Origin of the sequence: Micromonospora sp. NPDC005203 (assembly GCF_042872705.1) — a bacterium.
Classification (GTDB): Bacteria; Actinomycetota; Actinomycetes; order Mycobacteriales; family Micromonosporaceae; genus Micromonospora.
The window spans coordinates 288,350-309,011 of the sequence record NZ_JBIAKV010000003.1 but is presented as its reverse complement, the minus strand read 5'-3'; the positions used below and the strand labels follow the sequence as shown (position 1 = coordinate 309,011).

The following is a 20,662-nucleotide window of genomic DNA, read 5'->3' as shown; positions in this document are numbered from 1 at the left end:
GCGCAGGCTGACCCCTCTGGTGCCGGTGGGTCAGGCGGAGTTGCGCCACTTGCGGCCGTGTCGGCCGATGAGCCGGTCGGCGTCGGTCGGGCCCCAGGAGGCGGCCTCGTAGGTGGGGATCGGCGATTTGTCCTTCTCCCAGTTGTCGATGATCGGGTCGACGATCCGCCAGCACTGCTGCACCTCGTCGCTGCGGATGAACAGCGACGCGTCACCGATCAGCGCGTCCAGGAGCAGACGCTCGTACGCCTCCGGGGACTCCTCGACGAACGTCTGGTCGTAGGAGAACTCCATCGTGGCGGTGCGGACCCGGAAGGAGTGGCCCGGCACTTTGGCACCGAAGCGCAGCGAGATGCCTTCGTTCGGCTGGATCCGCAGAATCAGCGCGTCAGCATCGAGGCCGGTGAGCTGGTCGGTCGGGATCGGCAGGTGCGGTGGCCGCTGGAACTGCAGCGCCACCTCGGTGAGCCGGGCCGGCAGGCGCTTGCCGGTGCGTACGTAGAACGGCACCCCGGCCCAGCGCCAGTTGTCCACGTTGAGCCGCATCGCGGCGTACGTCTCGGTCCGCGACAGGGGGTCGACGCCGGCCTCCTCGCGGTAGCCGGCCATCAGCTCCTCGCGGGTGCCGCCCCGGGTGTACTGGCCCCGGACCGCGGCCTCGGCGATGTCCCGGTCGGTGGGGAGCCGGATCGCCTGCAGCAGCTTCACCTTCTCGTTGCGCAGGCCCTCAGCCTCGAATGAGGCCGGTGGCTCCATCAGTGCCAGCGCGAGGACCTGGAGCACGTGGTTCTGCACGATGTCCCGCATCGCGCCGGCGTCCTCGTAGAAGCCACCGCGGCTGCCGACGCCGAGGGTCTCGGCGACGGTGATCTGCACGTGGTCGACCCAGGAGCGATCCCAGATGGGCTGGAAGATCGAGTTCGCGAAGCGCAGCGCCAGCACGTTCTGGACGGTGTCCTTGCCCAGGTAGTGATCGATACGAAAGACCTGGTGCTCGTCGAACGCGCTGTGCACGACGCCGTCGAGTTCGCGGGCCGTGACCAGGTCGCGCCCGTACGGCTTCTCGATGACCAGGCGGGAGAAGGAGCCCTCGCGTGGCTGGTTGAGCCCGACACCGGCCAGTCCGTTGATCACCGGCTCGAAGGCCCCGGCCGGGGTGGACAGGTAGAAGAGCCGGTTGCCGGACGTGCCCCGCTGCGCGTCCAGCTCGTCGAGGGTCTCCACGAGCCGCTTGTAGGTCTCCGGGTCGTCGTAGCCGCCGGCCACGTACCGTACGCCGCCCTGGAGTTGGCGCTTGCTGGCCAGGGTGCGTTCGCCGAGGAGGCTCTCGGCGAACTGTTCGTCGGTCATCGACGTGCGCGCGACGCCGACCAGCGCGAACTGGTCCGGGAGCCGCTCGTGCCGAGCCAGGCTCTCGATTGCGGGCAGCAGCTTGCGCCGGGTCAGGTCACCGGAGGCACCGAAGATCACCAGCGTGGCCGGCGGGGCACTCCGCTCCTGGATGAGTTGGGCTGCGTGGTCCATGGTCTGCGATCCTCCGGGCACAAGGGGTGTGGTGTTCAGGAATGCCGTGCTGTCACGCCAGGAATTGTGCGGGCTTTGACGGTAGTGGCCGGAACCACGCGGCGTGGCCCGTTGGTCACGGGGCTTGAGCGTCGCATGCCGGGCTGACGGGTGGGTCATCCGGTGCGGCCTCTCGGCGTACGCGGTAGCGGTACGAATGGTCGTGGCCAGGCAGCCCGCAGAGGTCAACGGCTCCGGTGGGCCGACTGCCATCGGGACAGGTGCCCGCAGGCCGGGGCGTTGCCACCCTGCGGGGTCCTGACCCGATCACTATCTACTCACCTGGTCAGCTTCACGGTGGCACCGGCAGCGTGCCGACGGTGAGTGCCTGCACGATGAAGGCGGCGGCGGCTTCTGACGCGGACCGCCTGGTGTCGTCGGTCAGTTCGCCGGTGCCCCAGTCGGAGATGCCTTTGACCATTATCCAGCCGCAGCGGCGACCGGCAGTGGCGACGTAGACCCCGGTCAGTTCCATCTCGCCGGCCGACGCCTCCTCGAACTCCCGGCGCAGGTGCGCGCGCAACGTCGCACTGCTGACGAGGGTGCTGCCGGACAGGACCGTGCCGAAGTGGACCGGTCGGCCGGTCCATCCGTGTGTCGCCGCCATGAGCGCCAGCAGCAGCGGGGTGCTCGCCTGGACCCGCTCGCCGCGCCAGACGATCCGTTCGCTGCCGTCCTCGTCGGTGACCTTCCGGTGGTCGACATTCTGCACGTACTCGGAGACGACGACGTCCCCGAGTTCCTGTCTGCCGTTGTCGTACCGGCGCGACCACAGCCCGAAGCAGATGCCGGCCAGGATCACGTAGTCGGGTTGAACGACGGGAATGAGCCGTTCCGCGGTGAGCATCATCGCGGCTGGGGTCACGATGCCCTGTGCGGACTGGGCGAGCAGCACCTCGGTGCCGTGGTCACCGAGCCGGCCGAGGCGGAAGATCGGGTAGCCGCCCAGCGTGTCGGGCTCGGCCTGCTGACCGTTCGCGGCGGTGACCGCGCTGGTGACGGCGTCCCGCTCGATGTCCAGCACAGTCAGGACGAGAACGCGGATGCGCCGGTTGATCGTCGTCTCCCAATGGGCGTACGTACTCTCCTGTCGTCTCTTGAAAGTGCTCGCCTGCCGCCAACCCGCGACGACGATGCAGAACAGGACGGTCAGGCCGAGCGGCAGCATCAGCCAGCCGAAGATCCGCGCCTGCGCGGTCGCCGGTGTCAAGCCGGCATCATCGAGGACCATCCGGTAGATCAGCCAGGTCGAGGCGTCGATCCAGGTCGCCGGCCGGTCGGCGCAGGTCCGTGCGGCGGCGCACGCGGCGGCCTCGGCGTTCGCCGTGAGCAGGCCGCCTACCCCGACGACCAGTGCCGTACCGGTCAGGAGCACCGGAACGAAGCTGATGGGTCGATGTGCCCCCGGATCCGGCGGCACGAACCGGCCGCCGTCGAGCACGACGTGCACGCCGGACCCGGCCGGACCCGAGCCGGTCGCCGATGGTGCGGCCGAGACAGCCCGCCGGGCCTCCACCGTCGTGATCGCGTGCTCCAGGCACATCAGGGCATGCGTGCCCTGGGCCACGTCCGGTCGAATGTTGTCCCTCGTCAGGAGCTGCGATCGGTCGAGGGCGGCCCGCAGCAGCCGATCGGCCTTTGCCGGGTCGCTCAGGTGGAACAGGACCACAGTCCAGTGCAGGCCGCGGGCGCTGTCCTCGGACGTGCCCCGCATCCGCCTCAAGGAACGCAGGACGAGCCCGAGGGTCATCTGCGCCGCGATGTAGAGCAGCGCGACGCAGACGAGCAGCAGTGCGAGGAGAGTGCCCACCTGCGGAACGATCGACGTCGGCACGCTGAGGATCAGCAGCAGGAACGGCGGGAGACCGAACATCAGGTGGTCCCACCAGCGGGCCAGGCGGCCGGACCAGGTGCGTCCGGCATCACTGCTCGCCCACTCCCGTCCCCGGGCGATCGGCGGCTCGATCAGGGCGAACTCATCCGTGGAGCGCCAGACCAGACGACCGTCGCGGGCGGCCCCGTACAGCAACAGGCCGAGCGGTGGACGCGACCGGTGGATGCCGACGCCGGGCGGGCGCACCGCATCCTTGACCTGCGGCCAGCTCGGCGTCGCGCGCACCGCACGGGCTGCTTTCCGGCAAGCGTTCAGGTCGGGTACGAAGGGCGGGTCGTGCAGGGCGGGGAAGGCCGACACCCGTCCATCGTGCCCCATCAGGTCGACAACTGCCGGGTCACGGCCCGTCCAGCCAGCCCGCGGCCAGCTGCGGCGTCCGGCTCGTGCTCGGCTTGCGGTTCGCCAGCAAAAACATCGATGCCGTAGGCGGTGACGTCGGCGAGCCCGTGCCGTGAGCCTCGCACTCGTCCTCGGTGTCAGGTACGCGCTGTGACACGCCGGTTACCCTGGAATCCTCCGACTGGAATCGAGGTTCCTGTCTTGGTCGTGAGCGTCGCCGCCGCCGTCTTTCTCATTCTGTGCCTCGCGACGTTGTGGTGGGCGACGCGGCCGTCGTCGGTCGGCGTGCGGCATACCCTCTTCGTCTTCGTCTGGTTGTGCGCCGCCCTGACCGCTACCTTGGTCACCTTCTCGCTGTTCCCGTCGTCCACCGCCGACGGCACGATGTTCGGGGTGACCCTTGGCGGCGCCGGCGCGTTCGTGCTTCTGGTGTGGACCGCCGCGCTGCGAGCCGGCAACCGGGCCGCTGACCGTGACAAACGCGAGGCCACCGCAGCCCGGAAGGCAGCCCCTGCGGATTCACCCCGGCCGACCGTGATCGGTCGCCAGGAGACCCATTGGTACCGCCTGCGCCGCACGGCTGGCCCCGGCAGGCGCTGGGTCGGCATCATCACCGGCGACGTACGCCGGGTGACTACCGCTGATGCCTGGGTGAACTCCGAGAACACCGATCTGATGATGTCCCGTATCCACGACTTTTCGATGTCCGGCATCATCCGCTACGAAGGTTCGCGGCGCGACGTGAGCGGCCGTGTGCTCAACGACGTCATCGCCGACGCGCTGGCCGCCGCTGTCCGCGAGCGACGGCCCGTAACCCCTGGGATCGCGATCGTCACCTCGGCCGGCGAACTGGCCCAGACCCACGGTGTACGCATGATCATCCATTCGGCTGCCGTGGAAGGTCAGCCCGGCAGTGGCTATCGACCCATCCGCGACCTTGACCAGGCGGTGCATCACGCCCTGAAAGCGGCCGAGCATCCTGTCCTGCCCGACGGCACCTCCATCGCCCCCGCCAGCGTGGTTCTCTTTCCGCTGGCTGGTGCGGGCACCGCGGGCGGCGACTTGGACGAGATCGCGCGCACTCTCCTACTGGCTGCCGTCGACTACCTGACCCGCTCGTCGGCCGCCGCCCCCGAGCGAATACTTTTCCTGGCCTACACCGATGCCGAGTTGACCGCTTGCCGTCGTGTCCTCGACATCTGCCCGGACGTGATCGGCAGGCAGCCCGCCCCTTCGTGACAGTCACACGGTCGCGGGACCCATCGCAGCCATCGTCCTGTGGCTGGCTGGTGACGGCCGGCCGGAAAGACAGGGCAGCCCGCGCTCCGGCCCGTGATGTCCTCGGCATCGTCCAGTCACTCGCACTGCAGTCCGGCGTTGGCGAACGTTGGACTCCACCTTCCAGGCCCACGCGACCCTGACTCCGTGAGAGCGTGCGCCGGTGCCTCGGTGCGGTCACCGAGTGCTACGGACAAACCTGCAACGCGCAGACAGCGGCAGAAGGGTGTGTCGACGGCCCCACGCTCTCGCGGCCGCTTGTCCACAGTGTGCAACGACGACGGTGCGTACGACGCCATCAGCAGGTCTCGGATGCTCGGTCGAAAGCTAACCAGATCACACCCGGTAGTACTGCACGACGCAGAACTCGTTGTCCTCCGGGTCGGTCATGACGAGGACTGCGCCCTCCTGGTAGTCATGCCGTTCACCTGTCCACCGCCCGCCCAACATCCCGATCCGATCGACCGCTTGGTCAACGTCGGTGACGGCGATGTCGAGGTGTAGTCGCGTCTTGCCGGCCTTGGGCTCCGGGACCGGCTGGAATGTCAGCACCGGGCCGCCCCCGGCGACAGTGACGCGCCGCCATCCGGGAAGAGACTCCGTCACGCGTCCTCCAAGCACCACCGACCAGAAGTCGGCCAGCCGCTGCGGATCCCGGCAGTCGACCGTGACTCCGGCAAGTCGGCCCAGTGTCCCCACGACACTGACCATAGCGACGATGTGCTGCCCGTTTCCACTGGGCGCACTCATCTCGGATCCAGATGCCGACGCTGGCCCGCTCTGGCTAGGGTGCGTGACGCGCACCGACAGCGGCCGTCCTGTGGGAAGAACTCGCGTCGAACGAATAGGCGCTCCTGCCATTCGTGCCGCCTGGTCGGCCGTGCTGGTCGTCCTGGCCCGTCGGCTGCGCACGACGACTACGCTGCGAACGTGATCAAGGGACTGTTGCTGGACTTCTACGGCACGGTGGTCGACGACGACGACGCGATCATGCAGGCGATAGCTGACCAGGTAGCCGCTGGTGCCTCGACATCCGTCTCCGCAGGCGACGTCCTGGATGCCTGGGCGCGGCAGTACGAGGCGGTCGCCGCCGGCCCGCGGTTCCGGACGCTTCGAGACTGCGCGATGCGCAGCCTGGCCACGGTGATGACTGAGGTGGGCTGCGCCGGTGACCCGGCCGAACTGTGCCGGGCGCAGTTCACGTACTGGCAGTCGCCGCCGATGCGTCCAGGAACCCAGGAGTTCCTCGCCCGGGCCACGGTGCCCATCTGCGTGGTGTCCGACGTCGACCGCGCCGACCTGGACGCGGCAGTGGCGCACCATGGCCTGACCTTCGCCGCCGTGGTGACCAGCGAGGACGTCCGCGCCTACAAACCGGATTCGGCCATGTTCGCCCGAGCGCTCGCCGCCCTGGACCTGGGTGCGGACGAGGTGCTGCACGTGGGTGACTCGCTCAGCGCCGACGTGCGCGGGGCGCACGCGGCCGGCATCCCGGCGGCGTGGATCAACCACCGCGGGCACGCCCTGCCGGACGACAGGACCGTCGAATACGAGATGACGGACCTGACCGGCCTTTGCGACATCATCCGGTAGTCACGTCCTCGGCCGCTGCGTCGACGACGACGACGTCGGTGGCGGCGGTGGCGGCGGTGCGCGCAACGTAGGTAGCGGGCCGGCACAGTATGGGCAGCGGCTACCGATGTCACCACGGGCGGCGCAGACCAGGGTGGGCGTATGGCCTTTACGCCGTCGTTCGCCCTCACCCGGGCCGAGGACCAGCTCGTGTTGCAGGTGTCGGTCAGCAACCTGCAGCCGCAGCTTCGCCCCGGCCCACCGACCGGTCACGACCTGAAGCTGGTCGCCGGCGCCACCCAGGGGCACCTGTGGGTGCGGTTCCCCCCGCAGCAACTCCTGGAGAACGCCGCCCGGGGCGCCAGCCCGCGGCTGGTGCAGACCAAGCCGATCTTCACACCACCCAGCGACGTGGTGCTCGTGGTGCGCCCGTCGGACGGCCCGATCGACCTGTCCGTCGCCGGTATCCTGGCCGCGATCTCCCGGCTGGAGATCGTCCCCGGTGAACAGGGCGGCGCGGTCGATCCTCTCGACGCCCGGCCACCCCGGCCGGCCACCTCGGCGTACCACCTGGTCGCGGACACGATGGCCAGGCACCTCGGCCGGCCCGGAGACCCGGCCCTGGCGGAGGACCGGCGCCAGGACCGCGCGGCCCGCCGGGCCGCCGTCGGCCCACCACGATCCAGCGGTACGCCCACCGCCCGCGCCGCCGACGCCGCGCTGGTGGCCGCCCCGCCGCCGGGATTTCCGCAGGCGTCGCAGTTCCGCCTGCCCTACCTGCTCAACCTTCAGTCTCCCGGCGGCCACGTCCGGCTACGCCACGCCGCCGCAGCCCGGGTGAACGCCGGCCGCACCGCCCTGTGGAGCACCCGGCTGGAGGTCACCTCGGTGGACTTCTCGGCCAGCGCCGAAGTGCCACTGGCGGCGCGATTCACCCACACCCCGCAGAGCGGTACACCGCAGCCGGGGTGGGCCGACGACGTCAACGACGCGCGGCTCAGGAACACCCTCCGGGCCGACCTGTGCGTCGAGATCTCCGAGCAGTCGCGCACCGTCGCGCCGGCCACCGTGCAGCGGCTCGCACTGAGCAGCCTCGGCGGCTGGCTCCGCGTGCGTGGTGACTGGCCCGACCCGCCGCCGGGCGCCACGCCCGAGCAGATCGCCGCCACTGTCGCGCAGTGGCGCCACGACACGTCGATGGGCCGCGACCAGGCGCAGCGGATCGTCGTGGTCGGCCGGCTCTACCCGTTCGGCCACCGGGCGATCTTCACCGAGGAGACGGTGCGGCGCTTCGAGAGCGGCAACACCCGGGTGGCCGCGCTGCGCACCGCGGCGACCATCCTGGTCACCGATCCGCACATGCCGTTCGTGTCGCCCGCCACGTCGGTCGACGACGCGGGCGGCGATGCTCATCGGCGCTGGCCGTTCACCCGTGTCGATGTCGTCACCACGGTGACCCCGGCGCTGGAGGCCGTCCAGCCGGCCGCTGGGATGACCGGCTCACGGGTGCTGTTGGTGGACGCCGCCACACCGTTCGCCTACCAGCTGATCGGCTACGACCATGAGGGCAGCCCGGTGCCGTTCGCGCTGCCGCTGCTCTTCGTGCCCAACACCGCCTCCGAGGCGCAGGCACGGGCGTTGTGGGACACCCTCGGCGGCGGAGCACAGGTGTCCGAGAACGTCTTCCGGACCATCCAGACCGGTGGGCAGCCGATGGCGGTCGCCCCGATGCCGGAGCCCGCATCGGCGACGACCCGCTCAGCAACCGGGTCGGCGGCGGACCTGGAGGTGCCCACCCCGGAGCAGGCCACGACGGTGCTCACCCGAAAGGTCGACCTGGCACTGGATGCCGTCACCGGCCTGCCGGTCGCCCAACAGATCGTCGGGCGCATCGCCGCGCTGGACCGTTACGCGCCGGGGGCCAAGGAGGCGGTGTTGCAGTACGCCGCGCCGTACACCCAGGCGCTCTTCGACGGGGCGAACGCCCAGGGACAGGTCTTCCTGAAAATGATCGGCGAATCGCCGGCGGTCGGCCTGGCGCAGGAGGCCACCGGTGGGCTTGCCGCCCTCACCCTGAGCACCTCGGCGATCTCCCGGCAGTTCGGGGCGCTGGCGGGTGCGGACCTGAGCAGCCTGGCAGCCGGGGCGGTGGACCTGTCGTTCCTCAAGGACGCCGACAAGCTGTTGGGTCTGGCCAGGATCAAGGACCTGCTGCCCACCGACGAGGGCATCGTCCGAGAGCTGGGCAAGGCCTACAAGATGGTCAGCGACCTGGTCGAGGGCGTCGCCTCGCAGGTGATGACCTGGAACACCAAGCTCTTCGGCGACAAGCCGCAGGCCCGCTTCCACCAGGGTTTCGTGGTGCTGCGGCCGCTGCGGGACAACCCCGGTGACCCCAACCGGGCCAACCTGAGGATCACCCAGACCACCGAGGTGGACGTCGCCCGGCTGGAGACCCGGTCCACCAGCGAGTGTCTGGTCGAGCAGGTGGAGTTGCAGATCCACTCCACCACCACACCGGCCTTCGACACCGTGCCGCTGCTCAGCGTGCCGATCCGGAGCATCCGGTTCACCAGCAGGGACGCCGGCAAGCCCGACGTCGACATCAAACTGGGCGCCCTGCGCTACGGCCAGGTGCTCGCCTTCATCGCCACCCTGGCCGAGGTGATCGACCAGGAGGGCTTCTCGGACCCCCCGGCGCTGACCGTGACCCCGACCGGCGTGCGGTCCGGTTTCAGCTTCCCGGTGCCGTCGCTGGCGATCGGCGTCTTCGCACTGGAGAACATCGCCATCTCCGCCGGCGCCGAACTGAACTTCACCGGCGACCCGTACCCGCTCTCCTTCGACCTTGGCTTCTCCACCCCAGACAACCCGTTCCGGCTGACCATCGCCGCGCTCGGCGGGGGCGGGCACCTCGCCATCGGCGTGGCCACCACCGGTCTGATCAAGCTGGTCGGCGCCCTGGAGTTCGGCGCCTCGCTCTCGGTCGACCTGTTCGTGGCGCGCGGGTCGGTGGAGGCGATGGGCGGGGTGCTCTTCGACATCGACGCCAGCTTGGACATCGCCCGGATCGGCGGCTACTTCCGCATCCGCGGAGAGGTCGAGGTCCTGAGCATCATCAGCGTCTCGATCACCCTGACGCTCACCCTCGACTACGACCTCAACTCCAACGAGCTGTTCGGCTACGCCGAGATCGCCGTGGAGATCAAGGTGCTGTTCTTCAGCGAGTCGGTGGTGGTGCCGATGGAGCGCCGCTTCGCCGGCCCCAGCGCCGATCCGACCTTCGCCCAGCTGATGGCGCCGACCGGGCGGCCCGGACCGCGCCCGTGGGACACCTACTGCGCCGCGTTCGCACAGGAGTAGACGATGACGTACAGCGTGCTCTGGACCGTTCTGCCGACCGGCTTCGCCGCCGGCAAGGCGCAGCTCAGCCTGGTCGCCGCCCCGCGCGGCCAGGGCATCACCACGATCGGCGGTACGCCGCTGGCGGACTGGCCGGCGGTGGTCAACGCCCTCGGGCCAGTCTTCCTGGCCGACACCGGTGACGGTGAGCCGCAGCCGTTGACCCGGCGCAGCGGCCCGGCGTCGTCGCCGCTGTGGACGGCGCTCTTCGGCCCGGCCACCAGGGTGCTCACCAAGGCTGGCGGGCGCCGTGCGTTGGGAGCCGCCCGACCAGGGCCGGCCTTCGCCGCCACCGCCACGGCTCTGGAGCAGATGTACGCCAGCGTCAACGGCACGAGCCCCACCGGCTCGCTGGGCGTCGACCACGTCGTCCGACGGGCGATCGCCGCACTGGCCACGGTGGACAGTGATCCCCGGGTGGCTCGGGCGATGGGTCGGGAGGCCGGCGCCGCGCTGCTCGCCCCGGCGGCGACGTCGAACGCGACGCTGACCACCGCCGTGCGGCGGCTGCGCCAGGAGGGCCACGAGGATCTCGCGATGGCGCTGCCGATCGCCGCCTACGCCCGGTGGCTACGCCGCGCGGGCGGCCCCCGCCGGGCACCCGGCCCGGACGGGCGGGCCGCCGGTGGGCCGCTGGCCGGGGTCAACTCGGTCACCCAGGCCGACTTCCACCAGGTCTGCACCCTGCTGATGGCGCACCCCGCGCTCTCCGTACCGCTGGGTCTTCGCGTTGATCTCGAGATGGCGCCGTTCGACGGCGCGCGCACCGTCCGGGTGGTGGACGCGGCCGGTCAGCCGCTGAACGGCCCGGTACCCCGCTCCCAGCCGTTCAGCGCGGTGGTCAGCGACCTGTCCGCGCGCCGGTTCACCATGGCCACCGAGCCGGACGCCCGCGCCGAAATCGTCGGCGGGGTGCTCAACCTGCGTAACCCGGCCGCCACCTACGTGCTGACAAGTGTGGATGTGGCAAGCCTGAGCGGGCAGCTGGCGGCGGCGTCGACCGCGTCGGCGCGTTCCGGTGAGCCGCTGCCGGCCCGGCTGCCGGTGCGCCGCGACGTCGGTCTAACCCTCGGCCAGCAGGCCCGTGCCGAGGCGGTGGTCAGCCACGCCACCAGCCGCACCGACGCGATCGCCTCGGCCGGCGCGCAGGCCCCGGCGGTGCTGTTCGCCGACGACGTGACCACCGGCTACCGGGTGGACGTGGCCACCGACGGCGGGCCGTTCCGGTCGCTGATGCGCCGCCGGGTGCGCTACACAGTGGGTGGGGTGACCATCGACGCCGACGACGAGGGCCGCACCGAAGCGGTGGTCGCCGCACAGCAGGATGACGAGTCCGGCGTCGCCCGGCTCGTCGTCGGCGAGGAGATCGCCGGATGGGACGGCTGGGGCCTGTCGGTCGGCAAGCCGGGGCCGAAGGTGGGCGGCGACGGCCGCGGCAGCCCGGAGGTGGAGGAGATCGACAGCGTCCTCGCGCCCGGCTATCCGCTGCGCGCGGAGGTCACCACCGCGCCGGGCACGCTACCGCGGCTGCGCTACGGACGCAGTTACCAGCTCCGCGCCCGGGCGGTGGACATCGCCGGCACCGCGATCGACCCGGACGTCTGCGATCCCACCCAGGTGCTGCCCGCGGTGCGTTACCTCCGCCACGAGGCGGCCGGCTCACCTACCCTGGTGCCAACCAGGCGCTTCACCGAGGGCGAGTCGCTGCTGCGGCTGGTGGTGCGCAGCGACGGCCAGGGCACCCTGCTGGGCACCTGCGAGCGGCACGTCGCCGCACCGGACAGCCCGCAGATGCTGGCCGAGCGGCACGGCATGTTCGACGCGGCCTTCGGACCGCAGGCCGCCCCGGCGCTCCGCGAGCGGATGTTCGCCATCGCCCGTCGCGAGGAGGGTTCGTTCCTCGACCCGATGGTGCCTGGCCCGAGCGGTGCGATGGTGCCCCAACCGGGCCTACAGGTGGTCACCAGCGACCCGACCAGGCAGGTCAAGGGCACTCTGCCGGTGCCGCGGGGTCGGGCGCTGCCCAACGGCGCCTACGTGGTGATCGACGCGCCGGCCGCCCTGCTGCCCTACCTGCCGGACCCGGCCGTCGCGGGCGTGGCCATCGGCGGCGTGCCGGCCGCGTCGCCCGTGGTGAGCACGGGGTACGGGGGCAGCTGGCCGGATCTGCCGCCGGCGAAGCTGGTGGTTCGTCCGATGGCGGCCGGCGCCAGCGTGGTGCAGGTCTCGGTGAAGCAGTCCGGTGGCCGATCGGTGCTGATCGTCGAGGTCCCGCCGGGTGTGGAGCAGACCTTCGAGCTGTCCAGCACGCTGCACCCCGACCGGCTGGATCACCTCGCCGTCGGCGCCGCCGACCCGCAGGACGTCCTGGACGGTCAGGTGCTGGGTCTGTCCTCCCGGCAACCGGTCACCGTGGTGCACGCGGTGCAGAAACCACTGGTGGCGCCGGCTCTGGTCGGGCCGCCCACGGTCACCGCGACCGGCGTGACCGGGCAGGTCACCGTCACCGCGCAGGTGCAGGCGCACCGACCGACCACCGGCCGGGTGCACCTGGTGGCGTCCTGGCTCGAAGCGGTGGACGCCGGCACCGGCAGCGTCGAGCCGCAGCCGCGTACCGCCACGCTCGCCCCTGTCGACCTGGAGCACACCGGTGGACCGGCGGCGCTGACCGCGTCGCAGTTCTTCGGCGACACCCGGCACCGGGCGGTCACCTACCGACCGGTCGGGTCCACCCGGTTCCGGGAGTACTTCCCTGCCGTGCCCGACGGTGATCAGAGTCAACTGCGCGAGGGCGCCCCGATGCTGGTGCACGTGCCCAACCGGGCCGTGCCGCCACCACCGGACGTGCACTCGGTGGTGCCGTCGTTCCGCTTCACCAGGGGCATGGAGTTCGGCGAGTGGACCAGCACCCGGGAGACGATGGGCGTGCGGGTGTGGCTCAACCGCCGCTGGAACCGCACCGGTGAGGGCGAGCTGCTCGGCGTGGTGCTCTTCGCCGGCGCGGCCGACGGTGACGTCGAGGAGGGCCGGGCACTGTCTGGCCTGGTCACCCGCTGGGGCAGCGACCCGATCGAGGAGATCGGCCTCGGCGACCAGCAGCACTTCGTCGCCGGCGACTTCGACTCACCGGGTCAGGTCACGAGCACCGTCACGCTGCTGGACCCGGCCGCGGGCGGCCGGCAGGTCACCGTGATCGGGCACCCGGTGCACTTCGACGCCGAGCGTGACCTGTGGTTCGCCGACATCGACGTGGACGTCGACCTCGCGGTGTGGCCGTTCCTGCGGCTGGGACTGGTGCGCTTCCAGCCGCACTCACTGCCCGGCCGCGCGGTGTCCCGGGTGGTCACCACCGACCTGGTCCAGCTGCCCCCGCACCGACAGATCAAGGTGAAGAAGTTCGGGACCACCGGAGTGCGGGTCAACGTCTTCGGCAAGCCCGCCGCCGCCAGCGAGTTCACGATGCGCCACGAGCGCCGGATGCCCGACCCCTTCCTGGCCAGCTCCGACATCGGCTCCGACGTCGGCGTCCGGGCGCAGGAGGGCACCACCGGCACGCCCGGTGACGGCTGGCGGGTCACCGCCCTGCCCGCCCCGGCCGGTGGCATCGCCGCGATGCGCCTGGAGTGGGTGACCGCCGGGGCACCACCGGATCAGCTCATGCGCGAGCTGCGCGCCGGCCGGGTCGTGGTGCAGGAGCGCCAGCGCGGCTGGGCGGTCACCGGTCCGGGCGAGGCCCTCCGGACGGTCTACACCGAGATCTTCGACCGCGCGGTGATCGACCCCAACCCGCCGGCCACCACCACCGCGACCGAGGAGAGCTGAGCACAGTGGACGTCTTCGGACTGCACATCCGCGACGAGATCCGCATCGATCAGGCGTTCGTCGACGCCCTGCCGCCCTCGCCCGCCAGCGGTGGTCGAGCGCTGGTCTTCATCGGCCGCCGGGTGGTGCTGCTCGGCGCGGTGATCCGCGGCTTCCGCAACGTCTTCGTCGTCGGTGACGAGGTGGTCGGCGAGGGCCCGGCCGGTACGCCCTCGCTGGCGATGGAGGTGCCCGGCGTGGCGGCGCAGGACGAGGAGGGTCTGTCCGGCCGCCGGCTGGTGATCCATGCCCGCAGGCTGACGGGCGTCTCCGCCACCAGCACCGGGCAGCGGGGCGGTAAGGGTGCGACAGGCGACCCCGGCCCACCGGTCAACGACCCGAACGTCTCGCGGACCACGGCGCTGCCGCCACCGCCCCCGCCGCCGATCGGCGGGCATCCCGGTCTGCGCGGTCGCCCGGGCAGCCCTGGAGGAGCCGGAGGTCCGGTGCACGTCTTCTACGTCGAGGCCTCCGGCACCAACACCTTCGCCGGCGTCGGCGGCCCGGGTGGCGCGGGCGGCGACGGTGGACCAGGTGGGCCAGGCATTCCGAACGAACCGGAGAATCAGGGCCCGCAGGGGCCGCCGGGGGAACCGGGTGGCCAGGGCGGCGCCCGCGCCGCCGAGGTGCTGGCCCGGACCCCGCAGCAGTACGACGAGGAGCTACGCGCACAGCTCGCGGGGCGCGGTGGCGACCGCTGGGCCGAACAGCGTGGCAAACAGGCGTGGTACGAGTTCCGTTCCGGCAACCTGTTCGAGGCCGAACGGGAGTTCGCAGCCGCCGAGTGGCTTCGCCCGGGCACCATGACACCCCAGTTGCGCGCCCTCATGGCCGACCACCGCACCGAGATCGGCGTGGAGCGCGACCTGGAGCTGGACCTGGTGCCGGCGGTCGACTTCTACGCCGGGCAGTGGCGCGCGGCGGCGGACACCCTCCGGGCGGCGCTGTTCGCGCCCGGCGACGGCCCGCTGCTGCTCGCCGGCGACCAACAGCGGCTGCTGCGGGCCCGGGAGGCGGTCCGCACCCAGTTAACCGCGCTGCTGGGCGACCAGGGGCCGCTGGAGGAGACCATCGGGGACAGCGCCCGGCGCCGGCGGGCAGCCGCCGAGCAGGCCCAGCAGGCATCCGGGCAGTTGGTCGGTCAGAGTGTGCTGCGCATCCAGGAGCGGCTCGGCGACCTGACCGTCGCCGAGGCGCTGATCTCGTACGGATCCGGCACTGTCTCCGGGGCCGACCTGGTCACGACGATCGCCCAGGTGCTCGGCGCACCCGACCCAACCCAGCCGCAGGGCGCCGCGGGGCTGCTGTTGCCGGCGGACACCACCCTGCTTGTCGACGCCGCCACCGCAGCCGGCGGCCCCTACCTCGCCGGGCGGCCCCCCACCACCCAGTTGGCCGCCGCCGGTGTGGGCCTGGCCGCGCACGGTCAATGGGCCCAGATCGGCACCCCCGGCTCCGGGCGGGTCGTGGACCTGCGCCGGGTCGCCGCCGACCTGCGCGCCGCCCAGGGTGACGGACCCCTGCGGGACCTGCTAATCGAGATGACCGAGGCCTGCCACAGTTGGCGGTTGGCGACACTGCGGCTGCGGCAGATCGCCGGCACGACGGTGGCCGTCGCCGACCTCAAACGGCGCGCCCGCGAGGCGATCCGGGACCTGGACTCGGTGGACACCGACGACCGGCCGGCCAAGTCGCAGGTGTCCCGACTGCTGCGCGGCCTACTGTGTCTCTTCGACGCGCTTGACCACTGGAGCCAGCGGGCCCAGCGGGCGTTGAAGCTCTACATCCTGGACCGCGGCAACCCCGGCAGCATCTCGGGACAGACCGCGGCGCTGGCCTACCCGGACCTGGATCTGGACCTGGACGAGAAGGTGCCGCCCGACTTCCCGGTGGGCACCTACGACCTGATGATGAACGCCATCTTCACCCGGGACCCGGTGGCTGAGCGCGACCGGCACCGGGCCAAGGGGCGGTCACTGGCGGTCCAGGACGGCACCCAGGTGATCCACAACGCGTTCACCGTCGACGCGCACACCACGGCGATCAACCGGTTCGTCAACGCCAAGTCGCTCTGGTTCGACCTGCCGCTGGCCAAGCTGCCACCCGGGCTGGCCGAGTTGAAGGTGGTCGGCGTCACCGTCAACCTGCGGGGGATGGCCGGCAACGACAACAGCCTGCCGATGACGATCACCCATGCCGGCTTCTCCCAACAGCGCGACCTCGATCTCGGCGTGCACGACCTGACCGGTCCACCGACCACCCAGGAGCTGGTGCTGCGCTTCGAACCGGCCACCCAGGTGTGGACCGGCGACACGGCCGCCGTCGCCGGTCAGGAGCACCTGTTCAGCCTGTACGGACGCGGCCTCACCGGCGGCTGGACGCTGGCCTACGACTCGGTGACCGTCCCGTTCAGCGGCCTGCAGCAGGTCGACGTCAACATCCAGTACGAGGCGCTGGAGTCCCTCGACTCGGTGTCGCTCAAGCGGGTGGAGCACGCCCGCACCGGGCTCTTCGTCGGGGCACGGGCCACCGGCCGGGTGTCGCTCACCGGCCCGGCACCGGACGGCGGCAAGCGGGTCACCCTGCACACTAGTCGGCCCGACCTGGTCAAGGTCCCCAGTGGAGTCGACGTCGTCGCGGGTGCGGCCACGGCCGAGTTCTCGATCGACGTGCTGGCGCCCACCGGTCCGCTACCGATCGACATCTCGGCCAGCATGGCCGGTGTCCGACGGGAGGCGATCGTGCACGTACCACCGCCGGCGCCGGCGGCGCCGCTGGTGACGACGGTGTCCCTGGGTGGCCCGGGCGCCGTCGCGGCGGTGGCGGTGTCCCGCGACGGCGCCGGTGGACGGGTCTTCGCCACCCATTCACCGCACGACCGGCCCGACGACGACGGCACCCTGACCAGCTGGGACCTCGCCCTGACCCAGGCGCGGACAGTCACCGTGGGTCACGGGCCGCGCGCGCTCACCATCCAGCCGCAGGGCCACCACGGATTCGTGGTCAACGGTGGCCACCACGACTTCGCCGTGCAGCGCTTCGAGGTGACCGCGGGCACGCCACAACCGGGGATCAGCAGGCCGATCGGGCTGGGCGTGGTCGACGTGGCGCTCGACGCGGCCGCCCAGCGGCTCTACGTGGTGCACCAGGGCGGTGCGCCGCCGGTGGGAGTCGACATGCACGTGCGAGTGCTCGCCCCGACCGACCTCAGCGAACTCGACGTCGTGGGTGACGAGGACGGCTTCGCCGGGATCATCGCCGCCGCGGTGGACAGCGCCGCGGCACGCGTCTACGTTGCCCGGACCTACCGCGCCGGCGTACCGCAGACGGCGGCCATCTCAATGATCATCCGGCGCGCGGACGGCCGGCACGCCGTCACCGGCACGATCGACCTGCAGGATGTGCTGCTGCAACCGGTCGACGTGGCGGTCGACGTACCGGCCGGGTTGGTCTTCGTGTCCTGTCTCGGCGGCAACACCACCCACCCCGCGGTCGTGGTGCTCGACCAGGGCGACTTTCCCACCGACGGCGGCACCCGGCCGGTGCCGGCCGGCGCGGTGCTGCCGGTGCCCGGCGGTGGGCGGGCGGTGGCCACCCGACCGGGGACCGGCATCGGCTACGTCGCGACCTCTGCCGGTCTGCTGATGGTGGACGGCCGCTCGCGGGCACTGCGGGTGGCGGTCAAGCTGGGCGCCGCGCCGTGCTCGGTGGCGGTCGACCCGGTCACCGGCGTGGCCTACGTCGGTGACTTCGTCGCCGGCACCCTGAGCCGGGTGCTCACGCCGGCCGATGTGGCGCCTCGGGCGTGGCGCTAGCCGGGCCGATGCCCCGTGCGCGGGCGGCCGCCGCGGCCTCCTGCCGGGTGCGCACCCCCAGCTTGTCGAAGATCGCCGCGACGTGGTGGTCCACGGTGCGCACCGACAGCACCAGGTCGGCGGCGATCTCGGCGTTGGTCCGGCCGGCGCTGAGCTGGCCCAGCACCAGCAGTTGCCGCTGGGTGAGGTGGGCCGGGTTGGCCCGGGTGCCGCGACGTGCGCCACGCGGGACCCGGGCACCTCGATCACGCAGCCGGCCCCGGACCAGGTCGGCCGCTGCCACCGCGCCGAGCCCGTCGAGCATCTGCAGGGCCCCGGCCACCGTGTCGGCGTCCGGGGACTCGGCCAGCTCCAGAGCCTGCTCGTACGGGTCGCCGTGGGTCGCCCACTGTGCCGCCGCGGTGGCCCAGTCACCACGGACACCTGCCGCGTAGGCCCGGGTCACCACCAGCTCGGACGCCTGCGTACCCACCAGATCCGACGCCTGCGTGCCCGCCGCATCGGTCACCGGGCTGCTGGCCGGGTCGACACTGACGCCCAGGCGGACCAGGTACCGCACCGCCTCGGCGCGGAACGGCGCGGCACCCGGGTGCGCGAGGCGGGGCAGCAACTCGACCGCGACCTCCTCCGCGCGCTGGCGGTCGTTGGTGAGCCAGGCCCACTCCAGGTAGGCGAGGCCGGCGTACGCCATGCCCAGCAACAGTCGGCCGCGCCGGGCCCGATCCCAGGCCTGGGCCAGCAGCGGCGCGGCGGCCGGGTCACCCCGGCGGGCGCGTAGCCGGGCGTACCAGGGGACGCTGTAGACGTACAGCATGTCCGGGTGGTCCTGGCGCTGCGCCAGCGCGCGCAGCCCCGGCTCGGCGCGGTCCCACCCGCCGCGGCGCAGCTCGACAAGCAGGTCGTGCACCCCCATGTTGTACGCGTGCGACCAGAAGCCGTGCTCCTCGGCGAAGGCCAGTCCGGCGCGTACGCACCCGGCCGCCTCGGCCAGGGCACCCATCCGGAAGAGCATCTCGCCGAGGTTGGTGTAGCCGCGCGCGACATACTCCAGCAAGCCGTCCTCGCGGGCCGTGTCCACGCTCTGGCGCAGCATGGCCAGCCCACCGGCGTCTCCCACCTCGATCCGGGCGATGCCGAGATAGTTGAGGCACAGTGTGTCCAGGTCGGTGCGGCCGGCCCGGCCGGCCCGCTTGCGGGCCGACTCCAGGGCGGTGACCGCCCGCGCGAAGTCGTCGGTCAACGCCAGGATCGCGCCCTGGTAGAGCAGTGCGTGTGCCGCCGCGGCGTCGTCGGCCCGGTTGTCGAGGATCCGGACGGCCTCGCCCGCGGTCCGCTCAGCGGCGTCGGTCTCGCCGGCCATGAACTGGTGGCGGGAGACGCGGATCAGGCAGCGCCCCCGGGCCGGTTCGTCGCCGAGCCCGGCGTATTCCCGGGCGGCCTGCTCGCCGGCCCGTACCGCCTCGTGGAATCGGTGCGCGTTGTAGAGCTCCCAGCCGTAGTCGTCCAACAGCGCGGCGCTCTCCGCGCCCCCCAGCCGGTCGCGGTAGGGCAGCACCGACTCGAGGAGCACCAGCGCCTGTCGGTGCGAGCCCGCTGCCGCCGCGGCTCGGGCCGCGCTCGGGCCGACCGCGACCACGGTCGCCGGGTCGTCCCCGGCGACCGCGTGGTGCACCAGGCGCCCCCGGTCCGGCGACGACTCGGCCCGCAGCGCCGCCAGCACCCGGCGGTGCAGCAGCCGCCGACGCAGCTCGGGCAGGTCGGCCTCGATCGCCCGTCGGGCCAGCTCGTGTCGGAAGGCCAGACCGTCCGGCCGAACCTCGATCACCCCGTTCTGCTCCGCTTCGGCCAGTGCGGCCAGCGCCTGCGGCCCGAGCAGGATGGCGGCCAGGTCCATCCCGACCGCCCGCGGGACCACGCAGAGTTGTGCCAGCGCCTCCTGGCAGGCGGGTGCGAGGCGGCGGCACCGGGCGCGGACCGCGTCGCGTACCGCCCCCGAGGTCGCCGAGCCGTCCGACGCCAGCGACTCACTGACGAAGAATGGGTTGCCGCCGGTCAGGGCGTGCAGCGCGGCGCCGTCGTGGCCGGTGCCGGCCGCCATCCGGGCCACCGCGGCCGCGGACAGCGCGGCCAGCGGTACCCGGACCACCGGCGCCGCGGTCAACGAGCCCAGCAGTCGGTGGACGGGGTGCGCGTCGTCCACGTCGTCGCGCATGGTCAGCAACAGGACGGCCGGCAGCGGCCCGATCCGCCGGGAGATGTAGATCAACACGTCGATGGTCGCCTCATCCGCCCAGTGGATGTCCTCCACCACGAGGAGCGTCGCGGGGGCGCCGCGCAGCTCGGCCAGCATCGCGGGCAGCACCGCCACCAACGGGTGCGGCCCGGCCGGCGCGCTCGGCGCGGTCGGTAGGTGCGGCGCGGCCAGGGCGGCCGCCAGCGGACCCCCGTGATTCGCCACCGCCTCGCGCAACGGCGCCAGCGGAGCAGGGGCGATCAGATCGTCGCAGCCGCCGGAGAGCGCCCGCACCGCCGGATCGACCTCGGCGAGCAGTTGGCGCACCACGCTGGTCTTGCCGATCCCCGCCTCACCGGTGAGCAGGGCCACCGAGCCGGTGCCGCCCAGCGCGGCGTCGACGGCGGCCCGCAGCGTGGTCAGCGCGGACCGGCGCTCGAGGAGCTGGGCAGGCATTCTCCGATGGTGCCACCCGCAACGGGGGTGAGTCCGGTTGAGACGGCTTGCTGACCGTGCTGCCCGAGGCCGGCGGAGATGCTGGAGTGTCGTTCGCCCTCGGGTTTCTGGACACCTTTTCGGGGGATGCGCGTGGCCTGGTCGTTCGCGAGGGAGGCTGACGAAAGGAGGATGGTCATGGCGTTGGCCAACCCGGCACCCAGACCACTTTGAGCCAGAAGACGGCATGTGACTCTGCGCCCGGTAGCA

General features: G+C 72.0%; 9 protein-coding genes. 5 read left to right on the top strand and 4 right to left on the bottom strand.

What is annotated here, in order from left to right:
- Window positions 1-30: 30 nt before the first annotated feature.
- Together zwf and ACFYPM_RS11175 are read right to left on the bottom strand one after the other, a co-directional pair.
- Window positions 31-1,524, bottom strand: coding sequence for a glucose-6-phosphate dehydrogenase (zwf, locus tag ACFYPM_RS11180; RefSeq protein WP_387194130.1), 1,494 nt, complete (start codon window positions 1,522-1,524; stop codon window positions 31-33).
- 331 nt (window positions 1,525-1,855) lie between these two features.
- Window positions 1,856-3,757 (bottom strand): hypothetical protein, encoded by a 1,902-nt coding sequence (locus tag ACFYPM_RS11175; protein ID WP_387194127.1) that lies wholly within the window; start codon window positions 3,755-3,757, stop codon window positions 1,856-1,858.
- A 246-nt stretch (window positions 3,758-4,003) separates the two neighbouring features.
- On the opposite strand from ACFYPM_RS11175, the gene ACFYPM_RS11170 reads away from it, so the two are divergent.
- Entirely contained in the window at window positions 4,004-5,035 is a 1,032-nt protein-coding gene (locus ACFYPM_RS11170; RefSeq protein WP_387194124.1) for a macro domain-containing protein, read from the top strand.
- Window positions 5,036-5,410: 375 nt separating this feature from the next.
- Here ACFYPM_RS11170 and ACFYPM_RS11165 read toward each other — a convergent pair whose 3' ends face one another.
- Window positions 5,411-5,773 (bottom strand): VOC family protein, encoded by a 363-nt coding sequence (locus ACFYPM_RS11165; RefSeq protein WP_387194121.1) that lies wholly within the window; start codon window positions 5,771-5,773, stop codon window positions 5,411-5,413.
- A gap of 231 nt (window positions 5,774-6,004) precedes the next feature.
- On the opposite strand from ACFYPM_RS11165, the gene ACFYPM_RS11160 reads away from it, so the two are divergent.
- The 4 genes from ACFYPM_RS11160 to ACFYPM_RS11145 all read left to right on the top strand — a co-directional run bounded on the left by ACFYPM_RS11160 (window position 6,005) and on the right by ACFYPM_RS11145 (window position 17,724).
- Complete coding sequence (locus ACFYPM_RS11160; RefSeq protein WP_387194119.1) at window positions 6,005-6,667, top strand: HAD family hydrolase; 663 nt, start codon at window positions 6,005-6,007, stop codon at window positions 6,665-6,667.
- Window positions 6,668-6,808: 141 nt separating this feature from the next.
- The gene (locus ACFYPM_RS11155) at window positions 6,809-10,009 is read left to right on the top strand and encodes a hypothetical protein (RefSeq protein ID WP_387194116.1); all 3,201 of its coding nucleotides are present in this window, start codon (window positions 6,809-6,811) and stop codon (window positions 10,007-10,009) included.
- Window positions 10,010-10,012: 3 nt separating this feature from the next.
- A complete protein-coding gene (locus ACFYPM_RS11150; RefSeq protein WP_387194113.1) occupies window positions 10,013-13,870 on the top strand; it encodes a hypothetical protein in 3,858 nt (1,285 codons plus the stop codon).
- 5 nt (window positions 13,871-13,875) lie between these two features.
- The gene (locus ACFYPM_RS11145) at window positions 13,876-17,724 is read left to right on the top strand and encodes a hypothetical protein (RefSeq protein WP_387194109.1); all 3,849 of its coding nucleotides are present in this window, start codon (window positions 13,876-13,878) and stop codon (window positions 17,722-17,724) included.
- On the opposite strand, the gene ACFYPM_RS11140 is transcribed toward ACFYPM_RS11145, so the two are convergent.
- Window positions 17,687-20,413: an AAA family ATPase gene (locus ACFYPM_RS11140; RefSeq protein WP_387194106.1), complete on the bottom strand. Its 2,727-nt coding sequence runs from the start codon at window positions 20,411-20,413 to the stop codon at window positions 17,687-17,689. The two genes, ACFYPM_RS11145 and ACFYPM_RS11140, sit on opposite strands and share 38 nt — an antisense overlap.
- Window positions 20,414-20,662: the final 249 nt, after the last annotated feature.

Coding starts and splice junctions, on each gene's coding strand:
- zwf (WP_387194130.1), bottom strand. CDS start 1,524: ATGGACCACGCAGCCCAACTCATCCAGGAGCGGAGTGCCCCGCCGGCC.
- ACFYPM_RS11155 (WP_387194116.1), top strand. CDS start 6,809: ATGGCCTTTACGCCGTCGTTCGCCCTCACCCGGGCCGAGGACCAGCTC.
- ACFYPM_RS11150 (WP_387194113.1), top strand. CDS start 10,013: ATGACGTACAGCGTGCTCTGGACCGTTCTGCCGACCGGCTTCGCCGCC.
- ACFYPM_RS11140 (WP_387194106.1), bottom strand. CDS start 20,413: ATGCCTGCCCAGCTCCTCGAGCGCCGGTCCGCGCTGACCACGCTGCGG.